The organism is Bradyrhizobium sp. JHI2711, assembly GCF_056156565.1.
Genome location: NZ_JBPZPT010000002.1, coordinates 310,672 through 325,365 on the forward strand (window position 1 = coordinate 310,672; position 14,694 = coordinate 325,365).

Annotated in this window: 12 protein-coding genes; 4 read left to right on the forward strand and 8 right to left on the reverse strand. The window is 65.6% G+C overall.

The features are described 5' to 3' along the window. Positions 1 to 11: 11 nt before the first annotated feature. Positions 12 to 1,358, reverse strand: coding sequence for an RsmB/NOP family class I SAM-dependent RNA methyltransferase (locus ACTEK7_RS14000; protein WP_225148220.1), 1,347 nt, complete (start codon positions 1,356 to 1,358; stop codon positions 12 to 14). Positions 1,359 to 1,546: 188 nt separating this feature from the next. On the opposite strand from ACTEK7_RS14000, the gene ACTEK7_RS14005 reads away from it, so the two are divergent. After that, complete coding sequence (locus tag ACTEK7_RS14005; protein WP_225135565.1) at positions 1,547 to 1,756, forward strand: DUF1674 domain-containing protein; 210 nt, start codon at positions 1,547 to 1,549, stop codon at positions 1,754 to 1,756. Between the two features lie 49 nt (positions 1,757 to 1,805). Here the strand turns inward: ACTEK7_RS14005 and cysN are convergent, their stop codons facing one another. From cysN to ACTEK7_RS14025, 4 genes are all read right to left on the reverse strand, one after another. Beyond that, a complete protein-coding gene (gene cysN / locus ACTEK7_RS14010) occupies positions 1,806 to 3,701 on the reverse strand; it encodes a sulfate adenylyltransferase subunit CysN (protein WP_225148221.1) in 1,896 nt (631 codons plus the stop codon). Next, positions 3,701 to 4,663 (reverse strand): sulfate adenylyltransferase subunit CysD, encoded by a 963-nt coding sequence (cysD, locus tag ACTEK7_RS14015; protein WP_036024260.1) that lies wholly within the window; start codon positions 4,661 to 4,663, stop codon positions 3,701 to 3,703. Before cysD ends, cysN begins: the two co-directional genes overlap by 1 nt. A gap of 5 nt (positions 4,664 to 4,668) precedes the next feature. Then, a complete protein-coding gene (locus ACTEK7_RS14020) occupies positions 4,669 to 5,688 on the reverse strand; it encodes a sulfotransferase family protein (RefSeq protein ID WP_225148222.1) in 1,020 nt (339 codons plus the stop codon). 155 nt (positions 5,689 to 5,843) lie between these two features. Beyond that, a complete protein-coding gene (locus ACTEK7_RS14025; RefSeq protein WP_225113173.1) occupies positions 5,844 to 7,562 on the reverse strand; it encodes a methyl-accepting chemotaxis protein in 1,719 nt (572 codons plus the stop codon). A 202-nt stretch (positions 7,563 to 7,764) separates the two neighbouring features. Between ACTEK7_RS14025 and ACTEK7_RS14030 the strand changes: the two genes are divergently transcribed. Further along, positions 7,765 to 8,349: a thermonuclease family protein gene (locus ACTEK7_RS14030; protein ID WP_225148223.1), complete on the forward strand. Its 585-nt coding sequence runs from the start codon at positions 7,765 to 7,767 to the stop codon at positions 8,347 to 8,349. A gap of 53 nt (positions 8,350 to 8,402) precedes the next feature. Here the strand turns inward: ACTEK7_RS14030 and ACTEK7_RS14035 are convergent, their stop codons facing one another. Together ACTEK7_RS14035 and acs are read right to left on the reverse strand one after the other, a co-directional pair. Then, positions 8,403 to 8,918 carry a L,D-transpeptidase gene (locus ACTEK7_RS14035; RefSeq protein ID WP_036024233.1) on the reverse strand — a complete coding sequence of 172 codons (516 nt, stop codon included), beginning with the start codon at positions 8,916 to 8,918 and terminating at the stop codon, positions 8,403 to 8,405. Between the two features lie 442 nt (positions 8,919 to 9,360). Further along, complete coding sequence (acs, locus tag ACTEK7_RS14040) at positions 9,361 to 11,307, reverse strand: acetate--CoA ligase (protein WP_225135575.1); 1,947 nt, start codon at positions 11,305 to 11,307, stop codon at positions 9,361 to 9,363. Positions 11,308 to 11,700: 393 nt separating this feature from the next. On the opposite strand from acs, the gene ACTEK7_RS14045 reads away from it, so the two are divergent. Next, positions 11,701 to 12,870 (forward strand): DNA topoisomerase IB, encoded by a 1,170-nt coding sequence (locus ACTEK7_RS14045; RefSeq protein ID WP_225148224.1) that lies wholly within the window; start codon positions 11,701 to 11,703, stop codon positions 12,868 to 12,870. Positions 12,871 to 12,978: 108 nt separating this feature from the next. On the opposite strand, the gene ACTEK7_RS14050 is transcribed toward ACTEK7_RS14045, so the two are convergent. Next, positions 12,979 to 13,434 carry an SRPBCC family protein gene (locus ACTEK7_RS14050; RefSeq protein ID WP_036024228.1) on the reverse strand — a complete coding sequence of 152 codons (456 nt, stop codon included), beginning with the start codon at positions 13,432 to 13,434 and terminating at the stop codon, positions 12,979 to 12,981. A 101-nt stretch (positions 13,435 to 13,535) separates the two neighbouring features. Between ACTEK7_RS14050 and ACTEK7_RS14055 the strand changes: the two genes are divergently transcribed. Continuing rightward, entirely contained in the window at positions 13,536 to 14,630 is a 1,095-nt protein-coding gene (locus ACTEK7_RS14055) for an adenylate/guanylate cyclase domain-containing protein (protein ID WP_225148248.1), read from the forward strand. The last annotated feature ends 64 nt before the right edge of the window (positions 14,631 to 14,694 follow it).

Consider the following 14,694-nt stretch of genomic DNA (forward strand, 5'->3'; position numbering starts at 1 on the left):
CCAGTGCAAAATCAGGATTTAACGAGCCGGGCCGCGAAAAATCCGTCGAGCCCGCCGAGCCTGGGATCGGCGTTCGGCAGATGGCAGGGCAGGGTGCGCAGGTCGCCGTCCCGGTTGAGGATTTCGTCGAGGCCCGCAACCTCCGATGCCACGATCGGAGCGCGGCGAAGCGCGGGCTCGGCGGCGAGCAGTGCCGCCACCGCCTGCTCGCCCTCCTCGGGTTCCAGCGAACAGGTGCAATAGACCAGCGTCCCGCCCGGCTTGAGCAGCGACACCGATTTGCGCAGCAACCGCTGCTGGAGCGCGGCCAGGGTAGCGATGTCGGAGTCCTGCCGCAGCCATGCGACGTCGGGATGCCGGCGGATCGTGCCGGTGGAGGTGCAGGGAGCATCAATCAGAATACCGTCGAACGCCTCCGCCGGGCCGGCCCATTCCACGGCGTCGGCGACGACGGTCTCGGCTTGCAGCGACAGCCGGGCCAGGTTTTCGCGCAAACGCGCCACCCGTGCCGGCGAGCGGTCGATCGCCGTGACCTGCGCGCCTGAGAGCACCAGCTGCGCGGTCTTGCCGCCAGGGGCGGCGCAGAGATCGGCAATGGACTTGCCTTTGACATCGCCGAACAGCCGGGCGGGCAACGCGGCGGCGGCGTCCTGTACCCACCATTGTCCTTCGGCGAAGCCGGGCAGCATGGTCACCGAACCATGCAGCAGCATCCGCACCGTTCCCGTCGGCAGCGTCTCACCATGTAGGCGGCTTGCCCATTGGGCGGGATCCGATTTCACCGTGAGATCGAGCGAGGGCTCGTGGCCGAGCGCCGATGCCATGTCCCGTGCGGTCGCCTCGCCATAATGCGCGCTCCAGCGCGCGAGCAGCCATGGCGGCAGATCGAGCGATTGCGTCGCGACCTCCTCGACCAGCGCCTTGCCCTCGCGCGCACAGCGGCGCAGCACGGCGTTGACGAGACCGGCATAGCGCGCGGCGCGGCGGTCGGATTGCACGAGGCGGACGGAGAGATCGACCGCGGCGTGATCCGGAACGTCCATCCAGAGGATTTGGGCGGCGCCGACCAAAAGTGCGCTCTGCGCGCGTGGCGCGTCGGAGGGAACGCCCTTGTCGAGCAGGCGGGACAGCACATGGCCGAGCGTGCCGAGCCGGCGCAGCACGGTGGCGACCAGGCGCCGCATCAGCGCGCGGTCGCGGTCGGCCAGCGTCTTCAGTCCGGGATGGGCACCGCTGCCGTCGAGCTGGTCGTCGAGCGTGCGGTGCTTGTGCAGCACACCGTCGACGATGTCGGCGGCAATCCGTCGCGCCGCAAGGCCGGGCACTTCGGACGGAGGGACGAAACGTTGAGATGGCATGCGGAAGCAAGGTTCTGAACGAGCGGCAGTTCCGCCGCAATGGGCGCATGCCTTGAGAAGTCGATCTCTGACACGCGAATATGCCAAATGTAAGAATCGCTTGCGGGTTTTTCAGCGCTCCGGGCCGATTTCAGGAATGCGTTATTGGGCATCGCGTTGTGCCCGGTCCTGCGCTAGAAAGCGCGGCGATGAGTAACCCCGTTCCCGATCGCAAGCCGCTGTCGCCGGCCGCCCAGCGCGCGCTGGCCGAGGCCGAGGCGCGCCGGCAGGCTGCGGCCGCCAAGGCCAAGGATGAGGCCAAGAACGAGACCAAGGCGAAGGAGTTGAAGGGTCCGCAGGGGCCCGAGCCCACCCGCTACGGCGATTGGGAGCGCAAGGGCATCGCTTCCGACTTCTGAGCTTGCAGTCGGAGCGACTGGATAACGCCGGCAGATCTCGTCCCGGTCGTCACAGGTAGTTGTGCGCTCGCAAGTAGCGGATGATGCGTTCGCAGGCCGCCTCGCTCGACAGCTCCGAGGTGTCGATGGTGATGTCGGGCGCCAGCGGCGCTTCGTAGGGGGCATCGATGCCGGTGAATGCCGGTAGCTGGCCGGACCTAGCCTTGCGATAGAGCCCCTTGGGATCGCGGCGCTCGCATTCGGCAAGCGGCGTCGCGACATGGATCTCGATGAACTCGCCCGCTTCGAGCCGCTGGCGCGCCAGCTGGCGCTCGCTGCGGAACGGCGAGATCAGCGCCACCAGCGCGATCAAGCCGGCATCGACGAACAGCCCCGCGATCTCCGCGACGCGCCGGACGTTCTCCGTTCTCTCCGCGTTGGAAAAGCCGAGGTCGCGGTTGATGCCGTGACGAAGATTGTCGCCGTCGAGCAACGCGGCATGGCGCCCGAGCTCGGCGAGCCGGCTGTCGACGAGATTGGCGATCGTCGATTTGCCGGCGCCGCTCAGCCCCGTGAACCAGAGCACGCAGGGCCGTTGCTGCTTCAGCCGGGCTCGCACGGATTTGTCGACCGCAAGCCGCTGCCAATGAACGTTGGTGGCGCGGCGGAGCGACATGTCGATCATTCCCGCCGCGGCAGTGCGATGGCTGATCGGGTCGATCAGGATGAAACTGCCCATCTCGCGGTTGTCGCGATAGGCCTCGAACACCAGCGGGCGGTCGAGATCGAGATGGACATAGCCGATCTCATTGACGTCGAGCGTGGCGGCGCTTTCCCGCGCCATGGTGTCGATGGCGATCCGGTGCTTGAGTTCCGTGATCACCGCGCCGGTCGAGGCGGTACCGCACCGGAGCAAATAGCGCCGGCCGGCGACCATGGCCTCGCCATCGAACCAGACGAGATGGGCCGCGAGCTGATCCGCCACCGGCGCTGCAGATCCGGCGGTCAGCACGTCGCCGCGGCTGACGTCGATCTCGTCGGCGAGCGTGAGGGTGATGGACTCGCCCGACCTTGCGTGATTGCGCTCGCCGGCGGGCGTGAGAATGCGCGCGATGCGGGTCTGGTGTCCCGACGGCTGCGCGCGAACGGCATCGCCCACTGCGATCGTTCCACTCGCGATCCGTCCGCAGAAGCCGCGAAAATCCGCATGCGGCCGACTCACCCATTGCACCGGCAGCCGGAATGGCTGCTGCGAGGCGTCGCCGGTCACGTCTACGGATTCCAGATAGGCCGTAACGGTCGGTCCCTCGTACCAGGGCATGCGCGTGCTCGCGGCGACGATATTGTCGCCGTCGGGCGCCACGACCGGGATGCACTGGACCTGGGAGATCCCGAGCTGACCGGCCAGAGTCAGGTATTCGGCGGTGATGGAAGCGAAGCGATCGCCGTCGAATCCGATCAGGTCCATCTTGTTCACGGCGAGCACGACGTGGCGGATGCCGAGCAGCGACAGGATGTGGCTGTGGCGCCGCGTCTGCGGGATGACGCCCTTGCGCGCGTCGACCAGCACCACGGCGAGATCGGCATTGGAGGCGCCGGTCGCCATGTTGCGCGTATATTGCGCATGGCCCGGCGTGTCCGCGACGATGAAGCGGCGCAGCTTCGTGGCGAAGAAGCGGTAGGCCACGTCGATGGTGATGCCCTGCTCGCGCTCGGCCTGCAACCCGTCGACCAGCAGCGCGAAGTCGAGGTCGCCGCCGGTGGTGCCGGCGGTCCTGCTCTCCGAGGCGAGCGCGTCGAGCTGGTCGTCGAGCAGCGTCTTCGAATCGTAGAGCAGCCGACCGACCAGCGTGCTCTTGCCGTCGTCGACGCTGCCGCAGGTGACGAAACGCAACGTCGGGCGATCGTCTTGCTCGAGCCGCGGCGCATCGGCGGCGGCGATCGCCGGTGCCTCGTGATAGGACATCAGAAATAACCTTCCGCCTTCTTGCGCTCCATCGATGCGGGACTGTCCCGGTCGATCATGCGTCCCTGTCGTTCGGAGGTGCGCGACGCCATCATCTCCTGCACGATCTCGGGCAGGGTTGCCGCCGTCGAGCTCGTTGCACCGGTGAGGGGATAGCAGCCGAGGGTGCGAAACCTGACGGAGCGCGATTGCGGCTCCTCGCCGGGCTGCAGCGGCATCCGGTCGTCGTCCACCATGATCAATGCTCCGTCGCGCTCGACCACGGGGCGCGACGCTGCGAGATAGAGCGGAACGATCGGGATGTCCTCGAGCAGGATGTAGTCCCACACGTCGATCTCGGTCCAGTTCGACAGCGGAAACACCCGCATGCTCTCGCCGGGCGCGAGCCTCGTGTTGTACAAGCCCCACAGCTCCGGCCGCTGGTTCTTCGGATCCCAGCGATGCGCAGCGCTGCGGTGTGAGAACACGCGCTCCTTGGCGCGCGACTTCTCCTCGTCGCGCCGCGCGCCTCCGATCGCGGCGTCGAAGCCGTGGAAGTCCAGCGCCTGTCGCAGCGCTTGCGTCTTCATCACGTCGGTGTAGCGGGCCGAGCCGTGGGTGAAAGGGTCGATGCCCTGGCTCAATCCGTCATTGTTGGTATGGACGATCAGGTCGAGGCCGAGCTCGCGCGCGCGTCGGTCCCGAAACGCGATCATCTCGCGAAACTTCCAGGTCGTATCGACATGCAGCAGCGGAAACGGCGGCTTGCCGGGATCGAAGGCCTTCATCGCCAGATGCAGCAGCACCGAGGAATCCTTCCCGATGGAATACAGCATGACCGGCTTGCGGAACTCGGCCGCCGTCTCTCGCAGGATGTGGATGCTTTCCGCCTCCAGACGGCGGAGGTGGCTGGCGACGTGACGCTGCTTGCCGCCAGCACCTTCACGGAGTGCGGAATCGGCTCCGGTGGGAACGTCCAGCATGACCATCACGCAGCCGCAGCAAACCACTCGCCGAACAGACGTTGCGACAGTGCCGCATTCAGGCCGAGATCGCGAACACAGGCGGCGACCGCGACGCGATAGGCATCATTGACCCCGCAGCGCTCCAGAGCCTCGCGTTGCGCTTCGCTCAGAGAGGCCGTCGCACGGCGCTGGTAGCGATAGGCACTGTCGGAGGTGTGCAAATTGGGCACCTTGTAGATCGTCGCTTCGCTCGGGAAGATGACGCGCGCATTGTTCGCGTGCGAGTCTCCCGGCTCACGCCAGGACGTCACGGCATTCTCGTTGAAGCTGCCCGAAAGGCCGATCCGTTCGAACAGGACACGAACCGAGGACACGGCCTCCTTGCTCACCTCGTAGACGTAGTGAGTGACGGCAACGCCCTGTCGCTGGGCGTAGCTTGCGACTTGAGCCGCGCTGAGCGCGGCGACGACATAGTGCCGCAGCAATACATCTTCAGGCGCGCGCGAGATCAGCTTGTCGAGCCACGATGCCAGTGAACTCGCCGGCTCACGGTCGAGCATGATGAGATGCAGCCGGTGCCGCGGATAGCCCGCCTCGATCAGCAGCTTGAGCGGATTGAACAGGCTCTCGGCGAGCACGTAGGGCCCGATCGTTTCCTTGCTGAAGATGTGCGGCTCGTCGTCTGCCGACGGCACGGCCCACGGCGCCGGCCTCTTGCCGACGAGCGCATCGCGCAGCATGGCCTTCAAAGGCTGATAGTAGGAAGGCATCCCGGTCATGCCGAACAGATTGCTCAGGGCCGTCGATCCGACGCGCGCCTTGCCGCATGCAAAATAGAGCATGGGAAAGTCTTGCGGCGAGCGATGCCGAAAGCCGTCCGCCAGGCACTCCGTCACCTCGCGCATCAGTGTTTCGAGCGCGACGGTCCTGGTTTGGAACCCCTCCACCGGCGGAAGCAGCGTGGTGTCGAGAGAACTATCTTGCCGACGAACGAGTTCGGCGATTCGCTCGAGCGAATCGGGGGACGACGCATCGATATTCATGGCGGGGGACTCGCTGAACAGGTTCCGCAAGCGAGTTGCTTACGGCTCAATGTTCAACCTAGTGTTGATTACGACCCCGGTCAAACCCGGGAAATCCCGGGGGCTTCATGAATGTCCGGCGAGCACGGCAATCGTGCTCGCCGCTCCGTTGCGCATTACGCGGCGCGCACGGTGCTGAGGAACTTCTCGACCTCGGTCTTCAGGAGGCTGCTTTCGCTCGACAGCGAACGCGCCGACGCCAACACCTGTCCCGACGCCGCGCCGGTCGCGCTCGCGCCATGGCTGACCTGGGCGATCTTGTCTGCGACTTCGACCGTTCCCTTGGCGGCTTCGCTGACGTTTCGCGCAATCTCGGCCGTCGCTGCGCCCTGCTGTTCGATCGTCGCGGCAATGGTCGTGGAAATATCGGAGATGCGGCCGATGGTCGTTCCGATTTCCTTGATCGCTCCGACGGAGTCCTGCGTTGCCGATTGCATGCCGGCGATCTGCGCGCTGATTTCCTCGGTCGCTCGCGCGGTTTGCGCCGCGAGCGCCTTGACCTCGCTCGCCACGACCGCAAAGCCGCGGCCGGACTCGCCGGCGCGCGCCGCCTCGATTGTTGCGTTTAGCGCCAGGAGGTTGGTCTGTTCGGCGATCGCCGTGATCAATTTGACGACGTCGCCGATGCGGCCCGCCGCCTTGAGCAGCTCGTTGATCCGGGCATCGGTGCGCTCGGCCTGCTTGACCGCATCGCCGGCGATACGGCTGGAATCGTGCACCTGACGGCCGATCTCGACGACCGACGTGCTCATTTCCTCGGCCGCGGACGCCACGGCCCCGACATTGGTCGAGGCTTCCTCCGAGGCGGCGGCGACCATTCCGGAGAGCTGCTGGGTCTGTTCGGCCGTACCCGACAACGTGCCGGCAGCGGATTCGAGCTCCTGGGATGCAGCCGACACCGAGTTGATGATGCCGCCGACCGCAGTTTCGAACGCGTTGGCAAGCCGCGTCATCTCCTGCTTGCGCTGAGCGGCCGCAGCGGCTTGGTGGTTCTTCTGCTCGGCTTCCATCTGCTCGATGCGGATCAGATTTTCCTTGAAGGTCTGTGCCGCGCGGGCGTTGTCGCCGACCTCGTCGCCACGGCGGGTGTAGGGAATTTCGATCGCCTTGTTGCCTCCGGCGAGCTGCAGGAGCACATCGCCGATGCGACGGATCGGACGGGCGACGTTCAAGACGGAAAAGACTGCGGAGCCGACCAACGTCAGGACGACGAATAGGCCGACGATCAAAGCGAAATTGGCGACGCGATCCAGCTCGGCCAGCATCTCGCCCTTGCGGCGCGCGGCGAATTCGTTGGCGACGCCGACGAGATCGTCGATGCGCTTGCTGACTTCCTGCGCTGCCGGACGCATATGCTCTGCGAGAATACTTGCCTTGGCCGACTCTGCTGCAAGCTTGGCGCCACCCGCGGGGGCGGCGATGACCGCCTTTTGCGCCGCGGCGAGCTCGACGCCGCTGGCCAGATACGCATCGACGAACTTCTTGGCCTCGCGGTAAGCGTCCTGTGTGACCTTGCGGGTCGCCCGCTCTCTCGCGGCATCGATTTCGGTGCCGGCTTCGCCGGCCCGGGTACGGAGAAGCTCGAGGAGCCTGTCGACCTCTCCGGCTGACGGTGCCGAGCCGAGTTCGAGAGCGGCGAGCTGCGCGCGTGCCATCGCCGTCTGAGCCGCCTGCGCATTGCCCTTGTTGAGATAGTTAATTGTGACGAGGCGATTGGATTCGGCAATGGAGCGGTTGCCGAGCATCTGATTGGTCAGCATGCCGCCGACCAGCAAGACGCTCACGCCCGTCACGATGCCGAGCTTTGTTCCAATGCGAAACCCGAATGACCCCACGGCAATCTCCCCTCGGTTTGTCGTATAACAGCTATTCGCAACCAATGATTGAGATTTGGAAAATATTCGCGGATCCCCAGTAGAACTACGGCTAACCTCTTTGAGAGACGGAACTTTCGTGCATGGCCTCCGGCGCATTCGGCGTCGTTTATGGACGCGCTCGTGCTTGTGAGTTCCCCCGACTCAGACATAGCGTGAGTTGATGCGTTTCCAGGATCGCCCCAATTCCTACCGGCCGCAGTTCAGCGGCTCGCCGTTCGGCCGCCGCTTCTCCGGGCTATTGCCCTGGATGTTCGTGGTGGGCATCGCGCTGGCCGTCGTGCTCACATTCCGCCATGGAACGCACTGGCTTGTTCGCGATACCGATCGCACTGGAGATGCCGAGATCGTTCTTCAGCAGACCGGCCACGCGGATGTGCGTCCGGTCGAATTCATTCGCGCCATCGATGGCGACACTTTTCTCGCGCGTGTTCGCCTGCACGAGGGACGCGATCCCGTGGTCCGCATTCGGCTGCGCGGCATCGATGCGCCCGAACTGAAAGCATCCTGCCAGGAGGAGCTGGACAAGGCCGAAGCTGCGGCCCGTGCCTTGCGCGATCTGCTCGGCCAGGGCGGCGTGACCATCACCAATCTCGCTCCCGACAAATACGGCCGAGTCCTCGCCGACGTCGCGACCCGGCGGACTGCGAACGTCTCGGCGGCACTGCTCGCCGGCGGCTTCGTGCGCAGCTACAATGGCGGCCATCGCGACGGCTGGTGCGCGCGCGGCTGGCGGTTCTGGCAATAAAAAGGCCGCGTCGAAGACGCGGCCTTTCATTTCATCTCGGCTGATTCAGGCGATCAGCGCGTCACGACCACCGTCGTGCCGACGGAGACGCGGCCGTAGAGATCGGTGATGTCGTCGTTGAGCATGCGGATGCAGCCATAGGAGACGAAGCCGCCGATCGAGCCCGGCACGTTGGTGCCGTGGATCGCATATTCGCCGCCGGCGAGCGTCATCGCCGCAACGCCCATCGGGTTGCGCGGCGAGCCGCCCGGAATGACGTCGGGGATACCAGGCTTGTCGCGCTTCACCTCGGCGGGCGGCGCCCAGGCCGGATTGAGATATTTGCCGTCGATCTTCGTGGTGCCGGCCCACTGCTTGCCGGCTTTGCCGACGCCGACCGGATAGCGCACGGCCTGGCCGTTCCCGAGGATGAGATAAAGCCGCCGCTCGCTGGTTTTGACCACGATGGTGCCCGGCGAATAGTCGGCCAGGTGCGCCCCCACCATTTCCGGCCGCGCCTGCGCCGCCGTCGACGTCAAGGCCCCAGCCGCGATGGTGGCGGCCAGCGCCACCGCAATCCTCATCGACATCGATGCTTCCCCTTGCCCAAAACGGATCGTCCAAAATGACGCAGAACCGGCAATCGTCGCCGCACCAAGCCCTCGTCGATGCTCATTCTTAACCGCGCCCGTTAACCCAATGGTTTCGACGCGCGGCTGCCGAGGGCAGGCCAGCAGGGGGAACAAAGGAAATGTTCGAAATAAAGTAAATGACCAGAAAACAACACTCGACGGGAAAGATGCAGGCGCGCTGCCGCGCCCGCTGACAGCAGCGTGAGGGTGTGAATGGCCGTTGGTTGAGAGGGCGCGCTGACGCGAAAACTAATCGCGTGTCCCGGATGCGCTGCAGCGTGAAACGCTGCTGCGCAGAGCCGGGATCCAGGAAGCTACACGTTCTGACGTTTAGATGGGCCCCGGCTCAGCAGCGCACCGCTGAAGGAGCGCTGCGCTGCGTCCGGGGCACGAACTCGCCTTACGCCGACTTCTTGTTCTGCCGGTTCTTGACGAGATCATCGACAACGGCGGGATCGGCGAGCGTCGAGGTGTCGCCGAGGCTGCCCGGCTCGTCCTCGGCGATCTTGCGCAGGATGCGGCGCATGATCTTGCCGGAGCGGGTCTTGGGCAGGCCCGGGGCGAACTGGATCTGGTCGGGCGAGGCGATCGGGCCGATCTCCTTGCGCACCCAGGTCACGAGCTCCTTGCGCAACTCGTCGCTCGGCTGCACGCCGGCCATCAGGGTGACATAGGCGTAGATGCCCTGACCCTTGATGTCGTGCGGGAAGCCGACGACGGCGGCTTCCGACACCTTCTCATGCGCGACCAGCGCGCTCTCGACTTCGGCGGTGCCCATGCGGTGGCCGGAGACGTTGATGACGTCGTCGACGCGGCCGGTGATCCAGTAATAGCCGTCGGCGTCGCGGCGGCAGCCGTCGCCGGTGAAGTATTTGCCCTTGTAGGTCGAGAAGTAAGTTTGTTCGAAGCGGGCGTGGTCGCCGTAGACCGTGCGCATCTGGCCGGGCCAGGACCGCGTCAGGCAGAGATTGCCTGATGTTTCGCCTTCCAGCACCTTGCCGTCGGCATCGACGATCTCAGGCACCACGCCGAAGAACGGTTGCGTCGCCGAGCCGGGCTTCAGCTTGGTCGCGCCCGGCAGCGGCGTGATCAGGATGCCGCCGGTCTCGGTCTGCCACCACGTGTCGACGATCGGGCAGCGGTCGTCGCCGACGACGCGGTGATACCACTCCCAGGCTTCGGGATTGATGGGCTCGCCGACCGAGCCGAGCAGGCGGAGCGAGGCGCGCGAGGTCTTCTTCACCGGTTCGTCGCCGGACTGCATCAGCGCGCGGATTGCGGTCGGCGCGGTGTAGAAGATGTTGACTTTGTGCTTGTCGATGACGTTCCAGAACCGCGAATTATCCGGATAATTGGGCACGCCCTCGAACATCAGCGTGGTCGCGCCGTTGGCGAGCGGCCCATAGAGGATGTAGCTGTGGCCGGTGACCCAGCCGACGTCGGCGGTGCACCAGTAGATGTCGCCGTCGTGATAGTCGAAGACGTATTGATGCGTCATCGAGGCGAATACGAGATAGCCGCCGGAGGTGTGCAGCACGCCCTTGGGTTGGCCGGTCGAGCCCGACGTGTAGAGGATGAACAGCGGATCCTCGGCGTGCATGTGCTCGACCGGGCATTCCGTGGTCACCATCGCCGCGGCCTCGTGGTACCAGAGGTCGCGCGTGGGGTTCATGTCGACCTTGGCGCCGGTGCGCTTGACCACGACGACCCAGTCGACGCCGTCGGCCTTGCCAAGCGCCGCATCGACATTGGCCTTCAGCGGCACCTTCTTGCCGCCGCGTAGGCCTTCGTCCGCGGTGATGATCACCTTGGATTGGCAGTCGTTGATGCGTTGGGCGAGGCTGTCAGGTGAGAAGCCCGCGAACACCACGGAGTGGATCGCGCCGATCCGCGCGCAGGCCAGCATTGCGTAAGCAGCTTCCGGAATCATCGGCAGGTAGATGGTGACGCGGTCGCCCTTCCCGACGTTGCGGGTGCGCAGGATGTTGGCCATCCGGCAGACCTCGTCATGCAGCTCTTTGTAGGTGATGTGCTTGGACTGCGAGGGATCGTCGCCCTCCCAGATGATCGCGGTCTGGTTGGCGCGTTTGGCGAGATGCCGGTCGATGCAATTGTAGGCGACGTTCAGGATGCCGTCCTCGAACCATTTGATCGAGATGTTGCCCGGCGCGAACGAGACGTTCTCGATTTTCGTCGGCGCCTTCATCCAGTCGATGCGCTTGGCCTGCTCCGCCCAGAAACCGTTCGGGTCCGAGATCGAACGGGCGTACATCTCCTTGTACTTGGCCTGGTCGACCCAGGCGCGCTTCGCCCACTCCGCGGGGATATCGTAGATCTTCTCGGACATGCTTCCCTCCACATGCGGCAAGCTCAGGCAATGCCGACATCATCATTTGATGGATTATGCGTCGGGCTAACCGGACCCGACAAGGAGCACAAGCTGGACCTTCGACGGGCAGCCGGCCATGCGGAGAATCAAGCTCCGGAAGGCCCGCTGTCGCAAATCTGAAACAGGGCCGACGAGCACTTTCCGGCTCTTCACCCAAACCGCCAGAACAGAGACCGCAGAGCCCCCATGCGCCGAGGAGAGGTATTTAGCAACCTCTTCTCACTGATTCGGGACTCGCATTCGTGTTCGGAACACCCTAAATGGCCAACCCGGGTTCAAAGAGACTCCTCGGAACAAAAATCACAACAGCGGCATTGATCGACAACAGGACAGGAGCTGAGGCGTAAGACCATGATGGATCAGCAGAATCTCGGGACGATACGGCCCGCTTCAGCCGATCCTGCAGCCATTGCCCTGGCCAAGGCCCTCGGACAATGGCCGAAACCGACCGGTTTCAGGCGCCCGAGCCCCAAGAAGACCTACGACGCGGCGCCTGCGGCGACGGTCGAGGCCCTCGCCAAGGAGCTCGGCTTGCGGCTCGGCGACCAGAACGAGCTGACCATCCGTCGTATCAGGCGCGGCAAGGGCTATTCCTTCGTCCGCCCCAACGGTGCGCATATCCGCGACGCCCGCACCATCCGGCGGCTGCATTCCATGGCGGTGCCGCCGGCCTATCGCGAGGTGCGCTACTCCGCCGACCCGAACTCGCATCTGCAGGCCGTCGGCCGCGATGCCGCGGGCCGGCTGCAATACCGCTACCACGCCGACTGGGAGAAGGTCCGCGAGCAGCGCAAGGCGCATCGCCTGGCAAAGCTCGTCGGCGCGCTGCCGAAAATCCGGCGCAAGGTCTCGGCGTTCCTGTCAGGGGACGAGCCGACGCGCGAGTTCGCGCTCTCGGCCGTGATCGAGCTGATCGCGCGCACCGCGATCCGCCCCGGCAATGAATCCTACGCCCGCCTCAACGGCACCCGCGGCGCGACCACGCTGCTGAAGTCCAACGTCACTCTGGAAGACGATTGCTTCGTGCTCAGCTTCAAGGCCAAGGGCGGCAAGGCGGTGCGCAAGGAGTGCGACGCCGCCAAGCTGGTGCGCGCCATCGGCATTTTGCAGAGCGTTCCCGGCAAGCGCATGTTCCAGTATCGCGATGCCTCCGGCATCGTGCGCGCGGTCAACACCACCCAGGTGAACGCGTTTCTGCGCGAGATCGCCGGCATCAAGATTTCCCTGAAGGATTTCCGCACGCTGATGGCGTCCGCCGTCGTGGTGGAATCGCTGTCGCGGATCACGCCGGCGAGCAGCCAGCGCGGCCGCAAGAAGCAGGTGCTGGATGCGATCCGCGCCGCCGCCGACCAGCTCTCCAACACGCCGGCGATCTGCCGCAAGAGCTACGTCCACGACACCATCGTCACCGCCTTCGAGGAGGGCATCCTCGAGCGCTTCGCCGCGACCATGACGGGTCAGCGCTCGCAGGCCAGGCGCGAGCAGTTACTGGCGCAGGTGGTGGCGACGGCAGCAGTGTAACGAAGCGCCGCTCTCGTAAGGTGGGCAAAGCGAAGCGTGCCCACCATTTGCCCATAGTGACGGGTGGTGGGCACGGCGCGAAGAGCGCCTTTGCCCACCCTACGAGAGCTACTTATTATCTGACACACCTATGTCAGGACCGGGGTCGCCGCCTGCGGCTGCGATCGTGAGCCGCTTAAGGTAGTGCGCCCAACCCGTTGCATGAGCGGCCGCCTGCGCTTCGTTCGGCAGGCCGCTATGGGTCATGCGCAGCAGCGTGCCGCCGTCCTGCTCGATCAGGTCGATCTCGATCAGGCTCGAGCCGGGCGGCACTTCCTGACCGCCCTCCCACCCGAACGTATAGGCCAGACGATGCACCGGCACGACCTCGCGGAACGCGCCGCGGGCGGCGGCGCCGTCCGGGCTGACGCCCTTGAGCAGGTAGAGCCCGCCGGGATAAGGCTCCGTGGTTGCGTCGGAGCCCATCCAGCTCAGTATCTTTTCGGGGTCGGTGAGGTAGGCGAAGACGGTGGCGCGCGGGGCCGCGATCTGGGTCTCGCGTCGCACTATAAAGGGTTCGGGCATCGGCGATCATCCCTGGTCTGACGATGGGACATGGCGGTGGCTCTGCGCTCCGTCAAGGATTGCCCGTGGCAAAGACGGCCCTGTTTCGCCATGATCGCCGGATGCAGCTCTCGCCGACCCTCGCCTGGCTCCTCGATGCGGCCTCGGATTGCCGCGGGGCCGACCACCTGCTCGCGGAGCTCGGCGCGCATCTGGTCGCCGACGGCATTCCGCTCGCGGCAGGCGCCCTGACGCTGGAGGTGCCGCATCCGCTGATCGCGAAGCGGACCTGGCTGTGGCGTGCCGACAGCGGCCAGGTGATCGAAGCGCTCGGCTTCGCGCCGGGCGGCCTCGCGCCCGATCCACCCGACGACGCCGGCCGCCGCTGGCTGCGCGATATCGCGGGCGGCGAGGTGCATGAAGATGTCGCCGGACGGCCCGATGGCCCGCTGCTCGGCTGGATCGGGCCGCGTCCGTTCACGGCGGATGAGATCGAGCAATTGCGTCAGGCCGCGCGTTTCGCCGCAACGCCGCTGGCCGTGCTCGCCGCGCGCGCCACCTTGCGGGCAACGCTCGATGCATACCTTGGCACGCGCAGCGCGGAGCGGGTACTGGCGGCGCCTCTGCGCCGCGATCTCGGCGAGACCATCCAGGCCGCACTGCTCTATGCGGATTTGCGCAATTTCACGACCCTGTCGGAGACGACACCGCCGGCCGATGTCATTGCGGCGCTCGATGCCTGGTTCGATCGCATCGCCGGCGCGGTTCACGCCTTCGGCGGCGAGGTGCTGAAATTCATCGGCGACGGCGTGCTCGCGATCTTTCCGGTGCTCGAGGCGTCCCCGCGCCGCGCCTGTGACGCTGCTTTGCGCGCGGCAAGCGCAGCCGAAGCCGGGATGACGTATCTCAACAAGGAGCGCCGCGCGCAAGGGCTGCCGCCTTTGTCGTTTGGCGCCGCGCTCCATCTCGGCGAGATGCTCTGGGGCAATATCGGCGCCGCGAACCGGCTCGACTTCACCGCGATCGGCCCCGCCGTCAATCTCGTCAGCCGTCTGGAGGGATTGTGCAAGCCGCTGGGCCGGACGGTGCTGGTGTCGGGCGCGCTCGCCGCCGAGACGGAGATGCCGCTGGTTGCGCTTGGGACGCATGAGCTGCGCGGCATTGCCGCGCCGTGCGAGGTGTTTGCGCTGGAGGAGTCGCAAGCCCGGATATCGTAGCCGGGATGGAGCGAAGCGTAATCCGGGATCGGGCTTCAATCGAGACTTTCCCGGATTGCGCTGC